We start from the raw sequence: 22,254 nt of genomic DNA on the forward strand, positions 1-22,254 counted from the left end.
CCAAAGAAAGATAATGTTTCCTTCTTTGATTAGAAGATTGTACAATCGTTGATAACAACAATATTTAACCAATAACTTTTTTTACATATCCATGTTAGGTGTATTGGTATACGAATAATCTCTACAGCATGCGACCTACTATGCCCTAGATTTAAACTTTTTAACACTAAAAAACATAAAAGCCAAAGGAGTTATTGTCATGAAATTTGATATCGAAAAAATGCGCATAGAAATGAGAAAAAATGATGCTAAAAGAGATGCTGGTTTAGTAGGGTCAACGACTATTGAAAAGTTTCGTGATATTTCCTACGGTCCACATGGTATTGACAATACTTTAGACGTCTATTATCCAAAAGAAACCGACCATAAATTACCAACTTTAATCCATATTCACGGTGGTGGATTCTTTTATGGGGACAAGGAATTGTACCGGTTCTATACCATGTTCCTTGCCACTCAAGGGTTTACGGTCATTAATTTCAATTACCGTCTAGCTCCTGATCACGCCTACCCAGCTCCACTTGAAGACATCAACCAAGTCCTGCAATGGGCGACTGAAAACCACAAAGATTACTTTATCGACTTGGATAATCTGTTTTTAGTCGGTGACTCTGCAGGTGGTCAATTAACCCAGCAGTATGCGACCATCGTGTCTAATCCAGATTACCAAAAGCTCTTTGATTTCAAAGTGCCTGATATTGACTTCAAGGCGGTTGGTCTGAACTGCGGGGTCTACTATATCGGCAATAATATTGGGACAGCCGACGACTTCCCTTACTATCTTGATAGCAAAATGGCTAAAGCAACCAAAGCTCAGTTACCGGTAGAACAATACATGACGACTAATTTTCCGCCAGCCTACGTCATGACAGCCAGCCATGACATTCTAAAGGAAACCGGGCAACAATTAGGTCAGGATTTAATCGCATTAGGCAATGAAACCTACTTTAAAATCTATGCCAATGCGGACGGTTCAGAATTAAATCACGTCTTCCATATTGACCAAAAATCAGCTATCGCTAAAGAATGCAACCTTGACCAACTGGGTTTCTTTAGAAAACACCTGAGTTAAAAGAAGGTTGTGCCTATGAATTATTTAAGTATCGATGTGGGTGGAACCTTCACCAAATATGGTCTCATTGACCACTCTGGAAATTTTGTGGACCGCTGGCAGTTACCTTCAACCAAAAACCTAGACGACTTTAAAATCCAAATCAAAGCGCAAATTCAAGCCTATGAATCCCAAATCAAAGGCCTTGCTATCTCATGCCCAGGGAAAATCAATTCAGTGCAAGGGATGATTGAAACAGGTGGTGCCCTCACCTATCTTGCCGGCTTCAATATCAGACCTTGGATCCAGACTTTTACCGATTTACCCTTTGCCATTATTAACGACAGGAAGGCAGCAGCCCTTGCTGAATGGTGGATTGGTGAATTGAAAGGCATAGAAAATGCCGCTGCCATCGTCCTTGGCACTGGTGTTGGTGGCGGGTTTATCCTAGACAACCAACTCTACCAAGGCCCTCATTTTCAAGCTGGTGAATTGAGTTTCTTGATTCATTCTATTGATGAAAATAATCAAGCAGAATCCTATGGTATGAGAGGATCTGCCGTCCATTTCATCCATACAGCAGCGCAAATTCTTCAACTGGAAGACAATGACTTCGAAGGCGTTTTTGAAGAGATTATCCGAGGTCGTGATGAAGAATTGACTAGCCATTTTTACCGGTATTGCCAAGACATTGCCCGCCTAATCATCAATTTGCAGTCTACTTTGGACCTTGAGAAAGTTGTCATCGGTGGCGGGATTAGTGAACAAGATATCTTGATTCAAGGGATTATCGCCCACTACCATGACCTACGGAGCAAGATTCCATGGCTAGCTGAAACCTTTGCCCCAATTGAGATTTTAGCTTGCGCCTACCGAAATTCCGCCAATTTACTCGGCGCTCTGTATCAACTATTTTTAAACCTAGAAAATGAGGTTTAGCCCAAATTAAATATACACCCTCTATTGAAAAAGGACGCCCAAAAATGTGCGTCCTTTTTCAGTATCATTGATAGATAAAATTTTTAAAGTAGCAATTCATATGGCGATAATAGTTTCGCTTTGGTAATCATGTGCGCAATTTCTTCCGGTGACTCTTTTCCATCTTTTTTGATCCACAAGGTCATAATCCCTACAATTGATGATAGTAGGATTTCAATCGCATAGTCTTCAGGCAGGTCGAGTTTCTCAAACTTAACTCGATTAGACTGTTTCACCTTTATATCAATCAGTTGTCCAATAATAGACTTTAAGGTTTGCATGAAATTGGGATCCCCACCTGGGCTGGCAATCGCTTTCACAAAGTCAAATTCACCTTTAACATAGACTAAGGCTTCTAAAATTTCATCATAAGGAATCAATTCTAAAGATTCCTCGGCTTCTTTTTGACCCGAATTCTTTAAAATAATCGCCTCTAAATCAAACATCACTTCTTCTTCCAGCTTGTTCATTAAGTCATACTTATCTACATAATGCAGATAAAAGGTGCCACGATTGATATCACATTTTCTGGCGATATCACTCACAGTCATCGCTTCAAATCCCTTTTCGTGTACTAAATCAATAAAGGCTGCCTTAATTTTTTCTTTTGTTTCTATCTTCCGGCTCATTGATTACCCTACTTTCTTTGAATAGATTAATTGACAAATTTTTTTATAAAATGAACACTTTTTTGTATTTTGTTTATTGAATCTCTTGCACAGTCATTATATACTCTTCAAGTAAATAAATCAACACGTTGTTCATTTACTTGAGCGACCATTTTATATTTATGAAGGAAGGAAATGAAAATGAGTTACATAGAGGTTATTAATAGTTCTAAACATTATAAAATGGGTGAGAATGTCATCACTGCGAATAATGATGTAAATTTTTCAATTGAAAAAGGTGAATTAGCCATTATTTTAGGGTCATCCGGTGCCGGAAAATCTACCATGCTAAATATTTTGGGTGGCATGGATACGAATGATGAAGGACAAGTCATCATTGATAGCAATGACATTTCTACTTACAACAAAAAACAATTAACCAAATACCGCCGAGAGGATGTCGGCTTCGTATTTCAATTTTATAATTTAGTGCCTAACCTGACTTCTAAGGAGAATGTAGAGTTGGCTTCTGAAATTGTTAAAGATGCGAGTGATCCTATCGAAGTATTAGAGGGTGTAGGTTTAGGTGAGCGAATCAATAACTTCCCTGCACAATTATCCGGTGGTGAACAACAACGCGTTTCTATCGCTAGAGCGGTTGCTAAAAAACCAAAAATCTTATTATGTGATGAACCAACAGGTGCTTTAGACTTCGAGACAGGTAAACAAGTCTTACAAATCCTACAAGATATGAGTCGCAAGAATGGTGCCACTGTAGTTATCGTGACACATAATGCAGCCATTGCACCTATTGCAGATAGAGTGATTCACATGCGTAACGCTACAGTGGAATCCATTGAAGTAAATGATGCACCTGAAAATATCTCAGATATCGAATGGTAGGTGACAAATAAATATGAAAAAGAAAATGTTATGGAAGGATATTCGAAAATCAATCACTAAATCTAAAGGTAGATTTTTCTCTATCATGGGGTTAATGTTGATAGGTTCTTTTGCCTTAATTGGTTTAAAAGTGACTGGACCAGATATGCGAACAACTGGTGAACATTATTTTGACGAGTTAAACGTTTCGGATATTACTGTAATTGGTTCTATGGGGATTGATGATGATGATGTTGACATCTTGGATAGAACCTCGGGCTTGGCAGATATTGAATATGGCTATTTAAAGGATGTCACTATTGATGATAGCCATACAGCTATTCGCGTATTCTCAATGGGAGAAGATATCTCAGATTATGAATTAGTGGAAGGTAAATTACCAAAAGCAAATAATGAAATAGCGATAGATGCAAGCTTTGATGATCAATATCAAGTAGGCGATAAAATTGACCTATCAGAACAGGCAGATGCCTCTGGTGATACCGTACTAAAGGAAGACACCTATGAAATTGTCGGTTTTGTTTATTCTGGTGAAATTTTATCCAATTTAAACCAAGGTGCTTCTACAGCCGGAACTGGTGCCTTAAAAGGTTACGCGATTGTACCTGAATCTGCGTTTGATTCAGATGTCTACATGCTAGCTCGACTACGATTCGATGATTTAATTGATGTCGATCCTTACTCAGACACTTACACTGAAAGACTTCAAGTCCACAAAGATGATTTAGATACTGCCTTAGCAAACCAACCAGAAAATCGTCTTGAAACAATTAAAAATGATTATCAATCGGAAATTGATGATGGCCAAAAACAAATTGATGATGCCAAGAAGAAATTGGCAGATGGACAAGCTCAACTAGATGATGCCAAACAACAATTAATTGATGGGCAAGCTGAGATTGAAGATGCACAAAATCAATTAGACACTAAAGTAGCTGACGCCACTGCACAAATTAATGATGGTGCCAGTCAAATTGCGAATGCCCAAACGACAATTGATGATAGTCAAGCACAATTAGATGCTGCTAAAGCGCAATTAGCTAATGGGCAAGCTACATTGGACGAAAAGTGGAACCAACTACAAGATGGTAAAGCTAAATTAAGCCAAGTAAAGAAACAGTTAAATGATAGCCAAAGTCAGTTAACTACAGCAAGAAGCCAATTAGATCAAGGTCAAACAGCGATTGCTAACGGCTATAGCCAATTAACTGAGAAGAAAGCTCAAATAAATAGCGCCGAGGCAGAAATCGCCCAAGCAAAAGCGACACTTGATAGCAAACAAGCTCAGTACGATAACAAATACAGTGAATACACGGAAAACTTAAATGCTTTTGAGGAAAAACAAGCTGACTATGAAGCAAAAGCCAGTCAAGTAGCTAACGCACAAAATCAACTTGATCAAAACAAGCAAGAATTGACGGATGGAAAAGCAAGTTATGAAAAAGGTATTCAAGCTTTAACCGAACAAATCACTAGCCTACAAAATAAATTAGATGCAGGCGATTTAAATGAAGCTGATACTGCTGATCTTCAAGAACAAATTGCTGACCTACAAAAAAAATTAGATGCTAGCCAAAGTGAGTATGAATCTTTCATGAATTCAACATACACTCCTGGAATGGCCAAAATTGAGGCTAGTCAAACTGAGCTAGACCAACAAAAGTCAGCATTAGAAAGTGCTAAAAGTCAGATAGATGCTGGTCAAGAACAATTAAACAGTGCCAAAGCACAACTAGATACTGCTAATAAACAATTAAGTGATGGTAACGCAGCATTATCTAGCAATCAAGCCAAAATTGATGAGGGTAAAGCCCAAATTGAAGCAGCAACTGCTAGCTTAAGTGAGAATGAAGCCCTGTTACAAGAAAAAGAAGCGGCATACCAAGATGGTTTAGCCAAATACAATGCTGGTATCCAATCTTACAATGACGGTTTAAATACTTACTATGAAGGACTAGCACAATGGACTGCTGGTGTTGAGACATTAGATGAAAAATCAGCGGAATACCAAGCGAATGTAGATAAGTTAGCCCAAGCAAAAGCGGAATTAGCAGACAAAGAAGCGGAATTAGCCCAAGCAGAAGACCAATTAGCAACTGAATCTGCGGATGCTGAAGCCCAAATTGCAGACGCCAAAGAAAGTCTTGCGGAGGGTCAGGCAGAATACGAAGATAAAGCCGCTGAATTCGCTAAAACTAAAGCGGATGCTGAAGATGAGATCGCAGACAAAGAAGATGAACTAGCCGAAGCACAAGATATGGTGGATAATTTATCCTTACCAACTTATTCCGTAAATAGTCGTCGGGAGATTCCAGGAAGCGATGGATATAAAATCTACAGTACCATTTCAAATATTGTAGATTCCCTAGCAAATATTTTCCCAATCTTCTTATACTTTGTTGCAGCACTCGTTACCTTTACTACCATGACACGCTTTGTAGATGAAGAACGGACTAAATCAGGTACCTTGAAAGCCCTAGGTTATGATGACCAAGACGTTATTAAGAAATTTACTTTCTACGGTTTAACCGCCAGCTTATCTGGTACTATTTTAGGGATTATCTTAGGACACACCCTACTCCCTTATATTGTTTACAATGCTTATAGTGCAAGCTATACCTTGCCAGCCATTGAATTACACTTCCACTGGGCTATTTCCTTGGTTGCCATTCTTTTAGCCTTATTAGCAGCTGTTTTACCAGCCTACTTAGTAGCGAAGAGAGAATTACAAGAACAACCTGCGCAACTGCTTTTACCAAAAGCACCTAGCGCTGGATCTAAGATTTTATTAGAACGGATTACACCAATTTGGAACCGGATGTCCTTCACCCACAAAGTAACAGCAAGAAATATCTTCCGTTATAAACAACGGATGCTAATGACAATCTTTGGTGTTGCCGGTGCTACTGCCTTATTATTCTCAGGGCTTAGCGTACAAACATCTATTGGCGAAATTAACCAACGTCAATTTGGTGAATTAATCCATTACGATATGATTGTAGCGGAAAATGACTATGTCTCTGATCAACAAAATGATGAGATTAAGGACACTTTATCTTCCCAAGACATTGATCAATTCGGTGAAGTAGCATATCAAGAGCTAACAACTGTCGGTGGAAAACAAAATGATACACAAGATATCACTTTAATTTCTCCAGAAAACTTAGATGAATTTTCAGACTATATTCAATTAACTGAACGTGGTTCTGATGAAACGCTAAACTTACCAGATGATGGCGTAGTGATTTCTGAACGACTAGCCAGCCTATTAGATGCTGAAGTGGGTGATAAAATTACACTTCAAGATACGAACGGTAAAGACCGTGAAATGAAAGTATCAGGAATTACAGAAATGTATATTGGTCACTTTGTCTTCGCTAGTCCACAAGTTTATGAAACAATTTACGGTGAGGATTACCAATCTAATGCTTATCTAGTCAACTTAAAAGATGATTCAATTAACAACACAGAAAATCAAGCGGCAAAATTCATTGAATTAGACGGTGTTGCCGGTGTAGTACAAAACACTACCCTAATGAATCAAATTGATACAATTGTTCATTCATTGGATAAAATCATGACTGTTCTAATTGTTGTTGCTGGTTTACTAGGTATCGTTATCCTATATAACCTAACGAATATTAATGTTTCTGAACGGATGCGTGAATTATCTACTATCAAAGTACTTGGTTTCTTTGATAACGAAGTTACCTTATATATTTACCGTGAAACAATCGTTTTAACTGCACTAGGTATACTAGTAGGCTTCGGTATTGGTGAAATGCTCCACCAATATATTATTCGAATCGTTCCACCTGCTGATGTAATGTTTAACCCTGGACTAGCAGCGACAAGCTTTATTGTTCCAGCTGTTATTATTGGATCAATTACAGCCGTGCTCGCCTATATTATTTATAAACGTTTACAACACGTAGATATGCTAGAAGCATTAAAATCAGTCGATTAATTGGCTCATAATTCTATAAAAAAAAAGAATCCCTAGAAGTATGCATGTATATGTTTACTTCTAGGGATTTTTTATTAGATGCCAAAGTGTCTATGACTGACTTGACGACAGTAAATAAGCTATTAACCACCATGGGTAATGAAAAATAATTATTTCAATTTACTTTATCAAATCTTCAATACGGTTCAATTGGTTTTGATAGTTAAGATAAAGACTGGTAAACCGGTTGTCATGTTTATCGTCCCATGGTTTAGGGCCACCACAGAAATGGAGAATAGCAGTATTCGCCATCACCCAGTGAATATCATGTTGAGCGAGACTTTTGGTGAAATACCGCATATACTTACGCGTGTCATAATTCCAAATTTCTTCTGGAATTTCCTTAGTGTATTTACCATATAATCGGTTGAGGATATCCTGGTCGGGTAAGATTAATAGCAAGTTATATTTTTCAATCATTTGCGCAATATCTGTCCATTTGACAATTTCTCTCGCTTTATCTAAATCAATTACCATCACACCAGAATTGTAATAAGCATGGTCAACGTCAAGTCGCACTTGGTTTACTCGGGTAGAAACGTCCGTCAACCCAACATGTGTAGCAGCTGCTAGCATATGACCTTCTAAATCTGTTTGCCACAGGTCCAATAAAGGATTAACCACTAAAATATCTGGATCTAAATAAATTACACGTTTCATTTCTTTAGGTAATATTTCACCCGCAAGCAGGCGGAAGTACATCTCTTTTGGGTATCTATCTTCAGTTTTAGCGCTATTCCATCGACTACCATCAATTTTAATCGCTTCAAAACCAAACTGTAAATAATCCGTTAGCCTCTGCAATTCGCGAATATTCTGCATTGCAATGGACTCGTGAATCAACCAAATACGGATGGCTTGGCCTGGATTATTCTGGCGAATCGATGTTAAAGCCACTTTTAAGGGATTTAAATAGCCTTCATCTATGGTAAATAATAATTCAATCTGTTTGTCCAAGAGCATAACCCTCCAATTTCTTTATAATATTATACATATATTAACATCTTTATAGCGATACCGTATGGATAGTCCGTCATTATTCACTTAAAATATAGATAAAAACCCCTCAAGTTTGGCAACCAATCTTGAGGGGAATTTTTTTTATCCAAAATAAATAGCAGTTTTTTTGTCTAATAAGAATGGTCTATAGTAGGCGAAAGTACTCGCTAATGGAAGTAAATGTTCCGGTAACGTTAAACCTAATGCGTCTTTTAGATAATCCTTCCGCTTAGAGATTCTTGACCAAAGTTCTGGTTGTTTAATCTTCATCTCTTCGCGTAGTGCTGCGTCCGCAACCGCAATCGTTGATTCAGCTGAAACACCGTTGTGGTCTGCTTGTGAAGGTATAAAGTCTAGTTGGAAGATGTAGCCACTTTGAATTGTTGCATCAGAGTCTTGATAAAATGGTGAGCTTAGCCATTCTTCGTCAGCTACTAAATGCCCTGGGCACAAGTTCCAGCCATAAGTAGCTTGCGGATAGAACTCACTAAATGCTTGGTAGAAGTCCCCACCCTTTTTCCCGATAGTTAAATGATCTAACCACCATTTATAAGCTTGGAAATATGGGAAAACGACTTCTTCTAAGTACCCTGGATCACGTTCTGCGAGCTGACTTTCGTCTTTTACTGCATAGCCAGAGCGACTAGACAAGCCACCTTTATAAGCTACCGTTAATGCAACTTTATCGCCATCATTTAACGTATTATCAGTTGGATAAAGGTTAGCGCTCTTAAAGCGATCACCAAAGGCTGCAATAGTCACAACAGAAGGATATTGACCATCGCGATTTAAGTAATTTCCTGCCTCTAACTCGCTTTGACCAATGGTTAGTTGGTTGATTGCTTCAAGGACTGCATCAGAAGCAAGGGAAGCACCATATTCATAACGAGCGATTTCCTCTGCGTTGTTTGTCACACGAGCACCTTCTTTTGGATGCATGTATAGCTGGGTTGCATTCACTACCTTGTCAGAACCGAAAACTTCTTGTATACCATCTACAATAAATGCTGGTATTGAATGATGGTCGTGGAAGTTAGTCATATCATTAGATAAAAGCTTCCAGTCTACTAATCCAATTTGTTTGGAATCATCTACTTTAACGTCTTTAAGATAGTCAGCGAAAGTTTTCGTGAAATCCATAGGTTGGTTAGGTAAAGAGAAGAATGGACAAAGAATACCTTCACTTTGTGTACGTGCCATACTGGTCTTATTGTAGTTCTCATTACCTAAAATCAGTGTCGACGTTCCGTCTTGGTTAATTACTTGGATAGCTTCTTCAAATCGTGGAATAAAACCAGTTAAATATTCAAAGTTACTACCGTGTTCTTTATCTGCATAAATCATCAATGATGAGAAGTCATATTTTCGCATTAACTGAAGGACTTTGTCCTTGCGTTGAGCGAAGGTAGCGTCACTTAAAATGATAGGTTTTCCAGAATTATCTTTGGTTGGCGCTAATGTTTCTTTAAATTGAATCGTCATATGAAGTCTCCTTAAGCTTTTTGCGCAAATCATCAAAAACGTTCGATAATTGAATGCGCTTTATTTTCCCAACTTCCATCTTACCATGATTAAAAATTAAAGCTAGCCTTATGCTGTTAGAGATATTTTCATATGGATTAATGACTTATTGTTGTTTAATTTCTTTGAATAAATTAATCATTTCAATAGCATTCGTTGCATAAGTAAACCCAAGGTTACCAGCTTTAGTACCAGAGCGTTCAATAGCTTGTTCGATGTTTTCAACGGTTAAGACACCAAAGATGACCGGTAATTTGTGGGTTAAACCTACTTGGGTGACCCCACTTGAAGCTTGGTTAATAACCACATCAAAATGACTTGTAGCCCCTCTAATCACAGCACCAAGCGTAATAATGGCATCATATTTACCTGTTTCAGCCATCGTTGCGGCTGTAAGCGGGATTTCATAGGCACCCGGCACCCAAGCTACGTCGATATTTTCTGTCAAAACACCTGAACGCGTAAGGCCATCTTCACAACCACTTAGTAAGCTTTTAGTCAGAAAATCATTGAATCGAGCAATGACAATCCCAATTCTAATATCTTCTCCGTTGTACAATTTTCCTTGAATAATGTTCATATTATTTTCCTCCGTATTTTATAAGTCTAATAAGTGACCCATTTTTACTTTTTTAGTGATTAAGTAGTTTTCATCATCCGGATTAGCAGCCATTTCAATACTTACGCGGTTCGCTACTTGGATACCAGATGCTTCTAATTGTGCGATTTTATCAGGATTGTTGGTCATAAGGTCAATGGATGTTACACCCAGTTCTTCCAACATTTGTGCAGCCGTATGGTATTCCCTTAAATCATCTGGGAATCCTAGGGCATGGTTAGCTTCTACAGTATCCAGTCCTTCTTCTTGTAATTGGTAGGCTTTTATTTTATTGATCAACCCAATACCGCGACCTTCCTGTCTTAAATATAAGAGGACACCTTGGCCAGCTTCGTTGATTTTCCGTAGAGCCTCATGTAATTGTTCTCCGCAGTCACACCGGTTGGAGCCCAACACATCTCCCGTTAAGCATTCAGAATGCAAGCGCGTTAGGATCTGTCCTTTACCTGAAACATCCCCTTTTACCAAAGCTACATGTTCTTGATTATCTACCTCGTTGATAAAAGTATGGATAGTGAAATCGCCAAATTTGGTCGGCATCTTAGCTTGTGATACATGGTGGGTATGACGCTCAGTTTTCATCCGGTAGTTCTGAAGCGCCTTGATAGTGATGACTGGCATATCCCACTCAGTAGCCCGGTCTAGGAGTTCGGCTTGGCGCATCATCGTACCGTCATCGCGCATAATTTCTACACAAACACCCACTGGATTCAGTCCAGCTAATTTCATCAAGTCAACCGTTGCTTCTGTATGACCGTTCCGTTCTAAGACACCATTTTCTTTCGCTACCAATGGGAAAACGTGTCCCGGACGGTTAAAATCACTGGGTTGACTAGCCGGATTTGCTGCTTCACGCATGGTTAACCCGCGTTCAACTGCGGATACACCTGTGCTTGTCTCTTTATGGTCAATAGATACCGTAAATGCGGTTGTATGTGGGTCTGTATTATCATTCACCATCGGCGACAAATTCAACCGACTAGCTACTGCTTGACTCATTGGCTGACAGATTAAACCTTTAGCATGAGTGGCCATAAAGTTGATGTTTTCAGTTGTTGCAAACTCAGCTGCACAAATTAAATCTCCTTCATTTTCCCGATTCTCATCATCCAAAACCATAATGATTTGACCTGCTTGTAAAGCTGCTAATGCGTCTTCGATTGTTGAAAAATCCATCTATACCCGCTCCTTCACTGTAAATTGCTCAATATATTTGCCGACAATATCATTTTCTAAATTTACAATAGTTCCTACTTGATAGGTTGAAAAAATTGTTTGTTGACTCGTGTGAGGAATGATTGATACTTTAAATGTATCTCCTTCAACGCCAGCAACCGTTAAACTTGTCCCATCAATAGCAATAGACCCCTTCATGATGATATAGCGCATTAATGGTTGACTTGTTTGAACCGTGTACCAATTAGCAATGCCATCCGCTTCAATTGCGGTGATTTTACCAATACCGTCAATATGGCCACTTACAATATGACCACCAAATCTCGCGTTGGCTTTCATCGCCCGTTCAAGATTCACGCGGCTATTATTAGTAATTCCTTCTAAAGACGTTTTCGCAATCGTTTCTGGCATTACTTCAATTTGGAAATTGGTATCGGAGTAATTCGTCACAGTAAGACAAATACCGTTGACACTAATAGAGTCACCTAGATTGACATCGGATACTATTTTTTTTGAGGCAATGGTTAAAAGAAGTCCTGCATCATTGTTGATGGCCTCGATACTTTCAATGCGGCCAATATCTTCGATAATTCCTGTAAACATTTAATCTACCCTACTTTCTATCAAAAGGTCTTTACCTAATGGTGTGATTGCCTGAATAGTACTTGTAAGTGCTTGGTCCATCTGCGGAAAACCGAAACCACTGATAGGGCTATACTGGTCAAAACCGCCAATGACTCTAGGTCCAATATAAGTGTGGATTTCCTGGATTAACCCAGCTTCAAGTAACGAAGCATTTAGTTTTGATCCGCCTTCAACATAGATACTTTGAATACCTTGTTGCCCAAGTTGTATGATTAAATCTACTAAATCTACCTTGCCATTTTTTGCATTCACAACCAATAGCTGACAGCCCGCTGCTTGATAGGCTTGGTGAGCTTGTGGATTCTGATTAGTTGTCGCAATAATTGTGGGTGTTTCCTTAGCAGTTTTGACTAATTGGCTGGTTAAGGGGAGCTTCAAGCTACTATCACAAACAATACGGATAGGATTAAGCCCCTCAAAGTCGTCAATTCGAACTGTTAAGGCTGGATCATCAGCAAGCGCAGTCCCTATGCCAACCATAATGGCTTGGTTACTGTGGCGTTGGTAATGGACATGGTCACGTGCAGTTTTGTCCGTTATCCACTGGGAATCCCCAGTGTAAGCGGCTGTTCGACCATCTAATGTCATGGCATACTTCATGGTGATGTAGGGTTGTTGATGGGTCATAAAATAATTGAATTTACGGTTCAAGTTCTGGCTTTCTTTTTCAAGGAGACCTGTTTCCACTTGAATCTGATGGGTTCTTAATTCCTGGATCCCTTTTCCAGCAACTAGTGGATTCGGATCGGTTGCAGCAACCACCACTTTTTCAATACCCGCCTCTATAAGGGCATGGGTACAAGGTGGTGTCTTGCCAAAATGACAGCAAGGTTCCAGCGTGACGTACATAGTTGCCCCTTTTACATCATGCCCTTGTTCGCTGGCATCCTTTAAGGCCTCTCTTTCCGCATGGAGACCGCCGTATTGCTTGTGGTAACCTTGGCCAAGAATCTGATCATTTTTCACAATGACTGCACCTACCATGGGGTTAGACTTGGTCCAACCTTGACCTAGCTTAGCCAGATCTAGCGCTTTTTGCATATAGTCTTTCATTCACTCATCCTTTCCTAAACAACAAATAATCCAGTCAGAGTGACGAAAAAAAGCCCTAGAAATAAGATTCCTAGGGCACACAAATAAACTATAGACTTATAGTATTCGTTTATTTTGATTCTACTCTTCTTCCATCCAGACTTTACTGTCGGTCTCGGAATTACACCGAGTCAGCCCCTAATTAAAGGAGGTCGCGGACTTTACCGCCGGTCGGGAATCACACCCTGCCCTGAAGATTTTATTTGAATGTTTATGGAGATATCATACGGTATTAAAAAGAAAATGTAAACCCAAATGTATTTTTTAAGTAAAAAATATATACTATAGGGTATTTATTATTGGTGAGTGGATAAAAAATTTTCCTTTACTTGGCCATTTTTACCCAAGTATAGTTTCCCAAACTCATCAATTAAGCCATGGAATTCCTGGGCTTCTTCATAAGTGAAGTCATCCGGTAAGTTAATCTCTTGGTATAGGCTTTGATAGGTTGGATATGAATGTCCGGTCAACCAACTAAATAATCGCCTAGCGTAGGCATCAGCGATAAATGCCGGTTGATCAAATATAAAAACGCGAAATACGTCAGCTGTTTCAAACCCTACCCCGTGTAATTTCAAGATTTCACTTCGTAACTGTTTTCCGTATTCATGCTGCATGGCTTGATAATCCCATTTGTGGTTATCAAACCATTGGAAACTGGCTTGAATTGCTCGCGCCTTGTTGCGGTAAAAGCCACTAGGTCGAATCAATTCTTCCAATTCTGCTACAGGTAATCTTAAAATTTCTTCAGGCAAAAAAGCGGTTGCTGATTTTAAATTGGTTAAAGATTTATCCACATTTTGCCAATTAGTGTTCTGTACTAAAATAGCACCTAAAATGATTTCTGCTTTACTATCTGCGGGCCACCAACCTTGAGGGCCCATTTCTTTTAATAAGGTATCGTATAATTTTCTAATAGCTAATTTATCCATCATCTCATCCTAAATAATTTTCCGTTATGTGATATTTTTCTTTGCATCTTTATGTATAAATGAATGGGTGTCTATTATCGCCACACATACACTTGGCGGTTAGCTAGCTTGGATTGGTCAAACCCTTCCAAAGCCAGCAAAGCAATTTTGCGGTCGATACCACCTGCATAACCAGTTAATGCACCGTTAGTGGCTACAACCCGGTGACATGGGATTAGAATCGAGATGGGATTGTGGCCAACAGCCCCGCCAGCTGCACGAGCTGAGCCCCTTTTGCCAGGAGTGTTTAAAGCAGCTTGATCCGCTAATTCCTTATAGCTAGTCGTTTGTCCGTAAGGGACATGAATCAGTGCGTTCAGGATTTGCTTACGGTAAGACGTTACTTCTGGGTCTAGAATGTTTGGGTCAAGAGTTGGGTTTTCACCAGCAAAATAAGCATCTAACCAATTTTTGACCTGCTTTGTCGCTGGCGTTTCTCCTTCCATCATAGTCTGTAAGTCGTATTTACCACCAAAATATCTTTGATCAGAAAACCACACGCCTTTAATGGTTTTATCGTCGCTCACGATAGCAATTTGGCCGAGTGGTGAGGTGTAAGATGATTTGTAATACACGGTAATCCCTCCTGGGCTAAGATGACAGATACCCTAGCTATCTCAAAAAAAGATGGGGATAGCTAGGGTATGGCTTTTATGTACTTATAGTAATGCTATTTATTCTGCGTACTGTGCAATACCATTACCAAAGGACCAGTTCTCTTTATTTACTTCAACTAAGTTGATAAAGACATCTTCTTTGCGAATATCTAATTGGCTATTTAATTTATCAGCAACTGTCTTGTATAAAGCTTTCTTTACCTCAGTTGTACGCCCTTCATTCATTGTGATTTGAATGATTACGATACCATCTGTACGGTCAATACGTAGGTAATTGGTAGAAAATATCAGTTCTTCAGCTTTTAAATCATTAACAACTACAAACTTATCTTCTTCTGGGATGCCAATTGTTTCAAGCATAGATTCGTAAACTAACTCACCTAATTGCGTTTTAAATGCTGCAGTCTTACCTTCTAATAGATCGATTCTCACTAATGGCATATGCACACGCTCCTTATATCATTGATATCCTTATTATATATAAAGTGAATTAAAATGCTAGTTTCAAATTACATCAATTTTTAGAATGTTTGTCATACCTGAATAATTCATAGTTTTTCTTTTAACGCTAACTAATGTTGATTTAACAAACTTTAACTCCGTCTTGTCCATCACCCATTAGGTGATGAAAAAAGAACCCCTTTCTGATATGGTTAATTCACGACAAACAACCAATAGAAAGGAGTTCTCTCAATGGTTACTTTACAAGAAACTGCTGCAAAATTCAATAATGATTTACATGTCTCTCATACAGGTGGTCGTTTATCCAGTGATTTTGGCTTAGTTCTTATAGATGAAATGATGGATGTTTTCCAATTTACTCAACTCGCTGAAAAAATAGTTACCTTTCAAGACGATCGAAAATATTGGACACATACAAATCATAAACTGTTGAAGCAATTAATTCTGCAGATTATAGCAGGTTATGATACAGATTCTGCGACAAATATTCTGCAACATGACCCAGTTTTACAGACTCTTTCAAGTGACGAGCCATTAGCTTCTCAGTCGTCTATCTCACGATTTTTTAATCGAGTGGGACAAGATACAATCCTCACACTTCAGGAGCTCAATCAAACATTAATCGACAAAGCCCGTCTAGTGCGTAATGATACAAACATGATTATCGACTTGGATTCTACGCATTGGGATACCTTCGGTAACCAAGAACAAACAGCTTACAACGCTCATTATGGAACGAATGGCTATCATCCATTAGTCGCATTTGATGGGCTGACCGGTGACTTCTTAAAAGCTAAACTCCGTTCAGGTAATCAATATACTTCCAATGGGGTTAAAGCATTTCTTAAACCACTGTTAGAACACTATAACCAAACGGTTCCAACGACTGATATCCTAGTACGTGGAGATAGTGGATTTGCAACGCCGGCTGTCTACAATCTATGCGATATACATGACAATTACTACGTCATTCGACTCAAAGCCAATCGAAACTTATACCGCTTGGCAGAAGAATTTGTGTTCTATGATAATAATCATCCTTGGGATGAAAAAGAAGTTTACTATCACTCAGTTTCCTATCAAGCTTCTTCATGGACAAAGCCTCGTCGTGTTTGCATTCGTTCGACACGAGAAGTCGGTGAATTACTTTTTAGCCATGCCTTTATTGTGACTAATCTTTCTGAAAACATTTTAGCGAAAAGCGTGTTTGAAACTTACAATAAACGCGGCACCATGGAAAATTACATTAAAGAAGCCAAGAACGGTTTCTTTTTCGATAAAACTGATAGTCCAGGATTTCTAGCAAACGAATCCCGTATGATGATTAGTCTACTGGCTTATAATTTGGTGAATTTCTTACGTACAAGCTGTTTTGATTCTAATTGGAAAGGGCTCAAGTGAATACCATCCGACTTCGGTTATTCAAAGTAGCAGGAAAAATCGTCCGTACAGCTAGACAAATGTATTTGAAGCTCTCAAGTTCGCACGTTTATCAGGCCGAGTTTTATAATACATTCAGGCGAATCCAAGGGATTCGACAGTATATTTAATAAATATTCATTTTAAAAAAAATGAACAATGCCCAGGGAGAAGTGCGCCCAAAATTCAAGTTATCCTGGAATTTCTCGAGTAATCAACGAATAGAATCAAAAAATTGAAATATCTCAATGTATATAATAGAAAAACTGCAAAATATAACAGAAACATAATAAACTGGCCTCTGAAATTAGAGGTATGAATTATTCAGGACGGACTATTAAACTTAACCGAAATACTATAAACAAAATGTCTACATGGCATACGATGCAGCGACTCCAAAAAGATGTTTACTGTTAAAAATAAAGAATAGACAAGGGGCTTGAGATGTACAACTATATCATTTTCGATGTGGATGGAACTATTTTAGACACGGAAAAAGCAGTCTTAAATTCTCTGCAACAAACTCTAAAAGAAGAAGGACGGCAGTATAAACTAGGGAATTTACGCTTTGCTTTAGGTATTCCGGGCAAAGAGACTTTGAATCGCTTGAATATCCCAGAGGTTGATCGCATTCATTCAAAATGGGCTCAATTGGAAACAGAGTATTCAAAAGATGCAACATTATTTCCAGATTTAGAAACTGTCATTGACCATTTAGGAAAAAGAAAAATCAAATTAGGCATTGTTACATCTAAAACTAAACAGGGAATGGTTGATACCTTTGATCCGTTAGGGCTTAGTTCGTATTTTGAAGAGATGATTACTGCGGATGATACAACGAAACACAAACCACACCCTGAACCGTTGCTGTCATGCATGGAGCGGCTAAATGCTCCACCAAGCAAAACAATATATATAGGTGATTCAATCTACGATATGCAAAGTGCGAAAGCAGCAGGAATCAAATTCGGACTTGCATTATGGGGTGCAAAAACAACAGAAAAATTTGACTCAGCAGATTATATTTTCAAACAACCAATAGATATTATAGACTGGATACAAACATAACAGACTTTCTAAAGAGCTTTATGATGACAAAAAAAGATAAAGACAAAAAGAAAGGCTATAAATATACAGGTGCTGGAATGGCAATCGGTATAACCTTGGGCGTCGCTCTAGGTATTGCATTAGATAATATGGCATTTGTGGCGATTGGAATTACCTTAGGCGCTGCATTTGAAGGGGCCAATAAAAAAGAAGTAGAAAAGAAAGAAAAACAATAAAAAAATAAAGACGAAGAATAATATTTAATGGTGTAGAAATAGACTTTTTCTTAAGAATTTCTTGAGAAACGAAAACAGTTGTGATATATTATGAATACATTACAACAGAGGAGCGTTGAAAAAATGATTAACTCAATGAGATTACGTTAAGGATGGCAATAAGAAGCAGATCAATCTTATCGATTAGATTGGCCTTTTTGTCATGCTTAAGTTTTCTGTATTGGGCTTTTCATTAAACGTACAGTTGTTTGACCCATAGAGGGGTAACTGTCTTTTCATACGCTCATAATAAGATCATTTATGCAGATTAAAGCCGATAAGACTTTGACCTGTATTTTTTATTGCCTAAATGAAGTTGCTATAACAGGTATAAAATATACAGGAGTGAGAAAGCATGAATAAATTAGTATTAGAATTAAAGAATGTTGAAAAAAGTTTTATGAGTCGAGATATTTTAGCGATTGATGAATTGAAGGTCTACGAAAATGAAAAAATAGGAATCGTTGGTGGAAATGGAGAAGGTAAGAGTACTTTGCTTAATCTTATTTCTGGAAAGTTAAAACCTGATATTGGTACAGTTCATCGTACGATTTATTTTGAATATTATGAACAAATTCAAGAAGGAATGAAGCCGGATTATGAGAAGATTGACCCCGAGTATTTATCGCGCTTAGATCTCCCAGAACATGAAGTTGAAAATTACAGTGGCGGGCAACAAACACGGCTGCGCCTCGCAGAGTACTTTTCGACGTACCAATTTGGCTTATTAATGGATGAGCCTACTACACATTTAGATACCGATGGCATTCAATTTCTAGTGGATCAGTTAAAATACTATTATGGTACGCTGATTGTAGTTAGCCATGATCGTTACTTTTTAGATCAAGTCGTGGACACAATTTGGGAAGTAAATAACGGGAAAGTGACCGTTTATCCAGGTAACTATTCTGCTTATCAAGCATTAAAAAAACAAGAATTAATTGAACAACAAAATGCGTTTGAAAAATTCACAAAAGAAAAACAACGTTTAGAACAGGCGGCGAAAGAGAAACAAGCGCAGGTTGAAAAAATGGCCAGCGTAAGTACTAAACAGAAAAACAAAGCTGTAAAACCTGATCGACTGGCTTCTTCCAAACAAAAAGATACGGTTCAAAAAGCAGCCCATAAAGCTGCGAAAGCCATACAAAAAAGAACAGAACAACTGGATGAGGTTCAAAATGTTGCGGAAGAAAAAGTCATCAACTTTCCACAACCTAAAAATTTAGAGATGCATAATGACTTCCCGATTATGGGACACAAAGTTACGATTCAAAGGGGCTCTAAGGTATTATTTGACGAAGCGAGTTTTCAACTGCCATTAGGAAAACGAATTGGTATAACTGGTCCAAATGGGTCTGGGAAATCAACGTTGTTAGAGTATATTGTAAATGATGGGGAAGGTATTACCTTATCGAATAAAATCGTCTTTTCCGTTTACAAACAAAAGGCTTACCAACTATCACAAGACAAAACAATGATAGAGTATTTAAAACAAGATTCACATTTGGAGGAACCGGTTATTCGAAGCATTTTAAATAACTTAGGTTTTGATCAAATAGAAGTTGTAAAGAAATCAGTGGTCGATTTGAGTGGTGGAGAAGTTACTCGGTTAGTCATTGCGAAGTTATTTACAGATCCAAGTAATGTCCTTATCTTAGATGAACCGACGAATTTTATTGACGTACAAACAATTGAAGCCTTGGAGTTATTGATGAAAAGTTACAAAGGTACGATTCTGTTTACCTCACACGATAAATATTTTATGGAACGAGTGGCCGAACAGATATGGGAGATAAGAGATCAACGATTAAACTTGGTTGAGTACTAAGCTCATGATGCCCTTATTTTGAATGAGGGGCTATTTTTAAGCGTCTGGTGTTAAAAGGAAAAAATCTGAATAGGAGTGAATGGATATGGAAAATAATGTTTTGAAATTAGCTAGACATCATCATTTAGAAATCGATGAAACGTCACTAGAATTTATTAATATGGGATTAGACTCCCAAGTTGTATTTGGAACAGATGAAAATTGTACAGAATGGGTACTTCGTATTCCTAGAAGAAAAGATGTATTTGAAAAAGTACAAATTGAAAAAAGTATTCTTGATCTTGTAAATGAGTTGGATAGTGATTTTCAAGTTCCAAATTGGGAAATTTTTACAGAAGAATTGATTGCCTACAAGAAATTAGAGGGAAAACCAGCAGTCACTACGGATATAGAAACACAAGAACAGGATTGGGTCTTCGATATTAAAAAGGTTCCAGAGAATTATATTCAAAGCTTAGGAAAGGCGCTTGCTACTTTACATGGCGCTTCTAAAGAAAAAGCCAAAGCAGCAGGACTTCCTGTTCAGTCTGCAGCAGAACTTCAAACATCCATGAAAGAACGGATGGATACAGTAAATAATCGATATAAAGTGAATAAGTCTTTGTGGGAAAGATGGCAGAAGTGGATTGATGATGAAGAAATGTGGCCAAAAGAAACAGGCTTTATTCATGGGGACCTGTTCCCTGGACATACACTGGTTGATGAACAGTTTAAAATTAATGGAATAATTGACTGGACTGAAGCAAAAGTTGCCGATGTATCCAATGATTTCACAGCATTTTACATGTTATTCGGTGAAAATCAACTGGAAGAGTTAATTGAGGCTTATAATAAAGCGGGCGGTTATACATGGCCGAAGATGAAACAGCATATTATGGAGCTTCTTTCTACACAAGGGATTACAATTGCAGAATTTGCGATGATATCTGGTTTAGAAGAGTACGATCAATTAGCTAAACAAATGTTTAGTCATGAGCAATAAAGATTTTGAAATAGAAAAGTAGACAAATCACCGAGTATAACGATTAGACAAGAAACTGAAAAAGTGGCTGAGACAACAGCTACTTTAGTTTGTTCTTACGAGGTTCCAATGAATCGATAAAATAAAAGAGGCGTCACAAAATTATTTAGATTTTGAACGCCTCTTTGTTTATTCAGAAACTGAAAATTTTTGTCCCAGTTCTAACAATATTTTATTTGTTATTCTCCACGATCCACTGTACCTACAATAGGTACGTTATCTAATACTTCTGTACCATGTGGAGATTCTTCGAAGTCTTCTTCAGCATAAACATTTCCAGCTTCGATTCCACCTTCGTGGACACCGTCTTCCCATCCTTCTGCATCTGTAACATCGTAAACAACGTCGCCCACTGCTACGTAAGCTTGACTTCCATCTTGTCCATCACCCATTAGGTGATGAAAAAAGAACCCCTTTCTGATATGGTTAATTCACGACAAACAACCAATAGAAAGGAGTTCTCTCAATGGTTACTTTACAAGAAACTGCTGCAAAATTCAATAATGATTTACATGTCTCTCATACAGGTGGTCGTTTATCCAGTGATTCTGGCTTAGTTCTTATAGATGAAATGATGGATGTTTTCCAATTTACTCAACTCGCTGAAAAAATAGTTACCTTTCAAGACGATCGAAAATATTGGACACATACAAATCATAAACTGTTGAAGCAATTAATTCTGCAGATTATAGCAGGTTATGATACAGATTCTGCGACAAATATTCTGCAACATGACCCAGTTTTACAGACTCTTTCAAGTGACGAGCCATTAGCTTCTCAGTCGTCTATCTCACGATTTTTTAATCGAGTGGGACAAGATACAATCCTCACACTTCAGGAGCTCAATCAAACATTAATCGACAAAGCCCGTCTAGTGCGTAATGATACAAACATGATTATCGACTTGGATTCTACGCATTCGGATACCTTCGGTAACCAAGAACAAACAGCTTACAACGCTCATTATGGAACGAATGGCTATCATCCATTAGTCGCATTTGATGGGCTGACCGGTG

Annotated in this window: 20 protein-coding genes, 1 pseudogene and 1 riboswitch; of the genes and pseudogenes, 10 read left to right on the forward strand and 11 right to left on the reverse strand. The window is 38.1% G+C overall.

Translation table 11 applies throughout. The features are described 5' to 3' along the window. Positions 1 to 199: 199 nt before the first annotated feature. Together ACFW0C_RS08120 and ACFW0C_RS08125 are read left to right on the forward strand one after the other, a co-directional pair. Positions 200 to 1,072, forward strand: coding sequence for an alpha/beta hydrolase (locus ACFW0C_RS08120; RefSeq protein WP_378106759.1), 873 nt, complete (start codon positions 200 to 202; stop codon positions 1,070 to 1,072). A 15-nt stretch (positions 1,073 to 1,087) separates the two neighbouring features. Next, positions 1,088 to 1,990: an ROK family protein gene (locus ACFW0C_RS08125; protein WP_378106760.1), complete on the forward strand. Its 903-nt coding sequence runs from the start codon at positions 1,088 to 1,090 to the stop codon at positions 1,988 to 1,990. Positions 1,991 to 2,073: 83 nt separating this feature from the next. On the opposite strand, the gene ACFW0C_RS08130 is transcribed toward ACFW0C_RS08125, so the two are convergent. Next, positions 2,074 to 2,658: a TetR/AcrR family transcriptional regulator gene (locus ACFW0C_RS08130; protein ID WP_338192163.1), complete on the reverse strand. Its 585-nt coding sequence runs from the start codon at positions 2,656 to 2,658 to the stop codon at positions 2,074 to 2,076. A gap of 180 nt (positions 2,659 to 2,838) precedes the next feature. On the opposite strand from ACFW0C_RS08130, the gene ACFW0C_RS08135 reads away from it, so the two are divergent. Together ACFW0C_RS08135 and ACFW0C_RS08140 are read left to right on the forward strand one after the other, a co-directional pair. Then, complete coding sequence (locus ACFW0C_RS08135) at positions 2,839 to 3,540, forward strand: ABC transporter ATP-binding protein (protein ID WP_059134325.1); 702 nt, start codon at positions 2,839 to 2,841, stop codon at positions 3,538 to 3,540. A gap of 13 nt (positions 3,541 to 3,553) precedes the next feature. Further along, positions 3,554 to 7,507: an FtsX-like permease family protein gene (locus tag ACFW0C_RS08140; RefSeq protein WP_378106761.1), complete on the forward strand. Its 3,954-nt coding sequence runs from the start codon at positions 3,554 to 3,556 to the stop codon at positions 7,505 to 7,507. A gap of 159 nt (positions 7,508 to 7,666) precedes the next feature. Here the strand turns inward: ACFW0C_RS08140 and ACFW0C_RS08145 are convergent, their stop codons facing one another. From ACFW0C_RS08145 to ACFW0C_RS08185, 9 genes are all read right to left on the reverse strand, one after another. Then, entirely contained in the window at positions 7,667 to 8,509 is an 843-nt protein-coding gene (locus ACFW0C_RS08145; RefSeq protein ID WP_378106762.1) for a glycosyltransferase family 8 protein, read from the reverse strand. A 138-nt stretch (positions 8,510 to 8,647) separates the two neighbouring features. Beyond that, on the reverse strand, positions 8,648 to 10,027 hold the full coding sequence (locus ACFW0C_RS08150; RefSeq protein WP_378106763.1) for a M24 family metallopeptidase: 1,380 nt from the start codon (positions 10,025 to 10,027) through the stop codon (positions 8,648 to 8,650). Between the two features lie 145 nt (positions 10,028 to 10,172). After that, positions 10,173 to 10,646, reverse strand: coding sequence for a 6,7-dimethyl-8-ribityllumazine synthase (gene ribE, locus ACFW0C_RS08155; protein ID WP_270371560.1), 474 nt, complete (start codon positions 10,644 to 10,646; stop codon positions 10,173 to 10,175). An 18-nt stretch (positions 10,647 to 10,664) separates the two neighbouring features. Further along, positions 10,665 to 11,861, reverse strand: a complete 1,197-nt coding sequence (locus ACFW0C_RS08160) for a bifunctional 3,4-dihydroxy-2-butanone-4-phosphate synthase/GTP cyclohydrolase II (protein WP_378106764.1) — start codon at positions 11,859 to 11,861, stop codon at positions 10,665 to 10,667. Then, positions 11,862 to 12,464, reverse strand: coding sequence for a riboflavin synthase (locus ACFW0C_RS08165; protein WP_338192627.1), 603 nt, complete (start codon positions 12,462 to 12,464; stop codon positions 11,862 to 11,864). Then, positions 12,465 to 13,559, reverse strand: a complete 1,095-nt coding sequence (ribD, locus tag ACFW0C_RS08170; protein ID WP_378106765.1) for a bifunctional diaminohydroxyphosphoribosylaminopyrimidine deaminase/5-amino-6-(5-phosphoribosylamino)uracil reductase RibD — start codon at positions 13,557 to 13,559, stop codon at positions 12,465 to 12,467. 119 nt (positions 13,560 to 13,678) lie between these two features. Further along, positions 13,679 to 13,800, reverse strand: a riboswitch (FMN riboswitch). Between the two features lie 94 nt (positions 13,801 to 13,894). Then, positions 13,895 to 14,533 carry an endonuclease III domain-containing protein gene (locus ACFW0C_RS08175; protein ID WP_378106766.1) on the reverse strand — a complete coding sequence of 213 codons (639 nt, stop codon included), beginning with the start codon at positions 14,531 to 14,533 and terminating at the stop codon, positions 13,895 to 13,897. Between the two features lie 71 nt (positions 14,534 to 14,604). Continuing rightward, positions 14,605 to 15,144, reverse strand: a complete 540-nt coding sequence (locus tag ACFW0C_RS08180) for a methylated-DNA--[protein]-cysteine S-methyltransferase (protein ID WP_378106767.1) — start codon at positions 15,142 to 15,144, stop codon at positions 14,605 to 14,607. A gap of 99 nt (positions 15,145 to 15,243) precedes the next feature. Further along, positions 15,244 to 15,627, reverse strand: coding sequence for a tautomerase family protein (locus ACFW0C_RS08185; protein ID WP_378106768.1), 384 nt, complete (start codon positions 15,625 to 15,627; stop codon positions 15,244 to 15,246). 252 nt (positions 15,628 to 15,879) lie between these two features. On the opposite strand from ACFW0C_RS08185, the pseudogene ACFW0C_RS08190 reads away from it, so the two are divergent. The 5 genes and pseudogenes from ACFW0C_RS08190 (at position 15,880) to ACFW0C_RS08210 (ending at position 21,199) form a co-directional block, all read left to right on the forward strand. Beyond that, positions 15,880 to 17,198, forward strand: a pseudogene (locus tag ACFW0C_RS08190) (IS1380 family transposase). 313 nt (positions 17,199 to 17,511) lie between these two features. Beyond that, entirely contained in the window at positions 17,512 to 18,135 is a 624-nt protein-coding gene (locus ACFW0C_RS08195; RefSeq protein WP_149358355.1) for an HAD family hydrolase, read from the forward strand. 20 nt (positions 18,136 to 18,155) lie between these two features. Beyond that, positions 18,156 to 18,350, forward strand: coding sequence for a hypothetical protein (locus tag ACFW0C_RS08200; protein ID WP_378106769.1), 195 nt, complete (start codon positions 18,156 to 18,158; stop codon positions 18,348 to 18,350). A 394-nt stretch (positions 18,351 to 18,744) separates the two neighbouring features. Beyond that, entirely contained in the window at positions 18,745 to 20,217 is a 1,473-nt protein-coding gene (gene abc-f, locus ACFW0C_RS08205; RefSeq protein ID WP_270371668.1) for a ribosomal protection-like ABC-F family protein, read from the forward strand. An 85-nt stretch (positions 20,218 to 20,302) separates the two neighbouring features. Further along, positions 20,303 to 21,199, forward strand: coding sequence for a macrolide 2'-phosphotransferase (locus ACFW0C_RS08210; RefSeq protein ID WP_270371669.1), 897 nt, complete (start codon positions 20,303 to 20,305; stop codon positions 21,197 to 21,199). Between the two features lie 218 nt (positions 21,200 to 21,417). Here ACFW0C_RS08210 and ACFW0C_RS08215 read toward each other — a convergent pair whose 3' ends face one another. Continuing rightward, a complete protein-coding gene (locus ACFW0C_RS08215; protein WP_048729520.1) occupies positions 21,418 to 21,630 on the reverse strand; it encodes a hypothetical protein in 213 nt (70 codons plus the stop codon). Positions 21,631 to 21,704: 74 nt separating this feature from the next. Between ACFW0C_RS08215 and ACFW0C_RS08220 the strand changes: the two genes are divergently transcribed. After that, positions 21,705 to 22,254, forward strand: a 550-nt coding sequence (locus ACFW0C_RS08220; RefSeq protein WP_378106770.1) for a transposase, incomplete at its 3' end; no start/stop codon positions are given.

Origin of the sequence: Aerococcus sp. NPDC058936 (assembly GCF_042741995.1) — a bacterium.
GTDB lineage: Bacteria > Bacillota > Bacilli > Lactobacillales > Aerococcaceae > Aerococcus.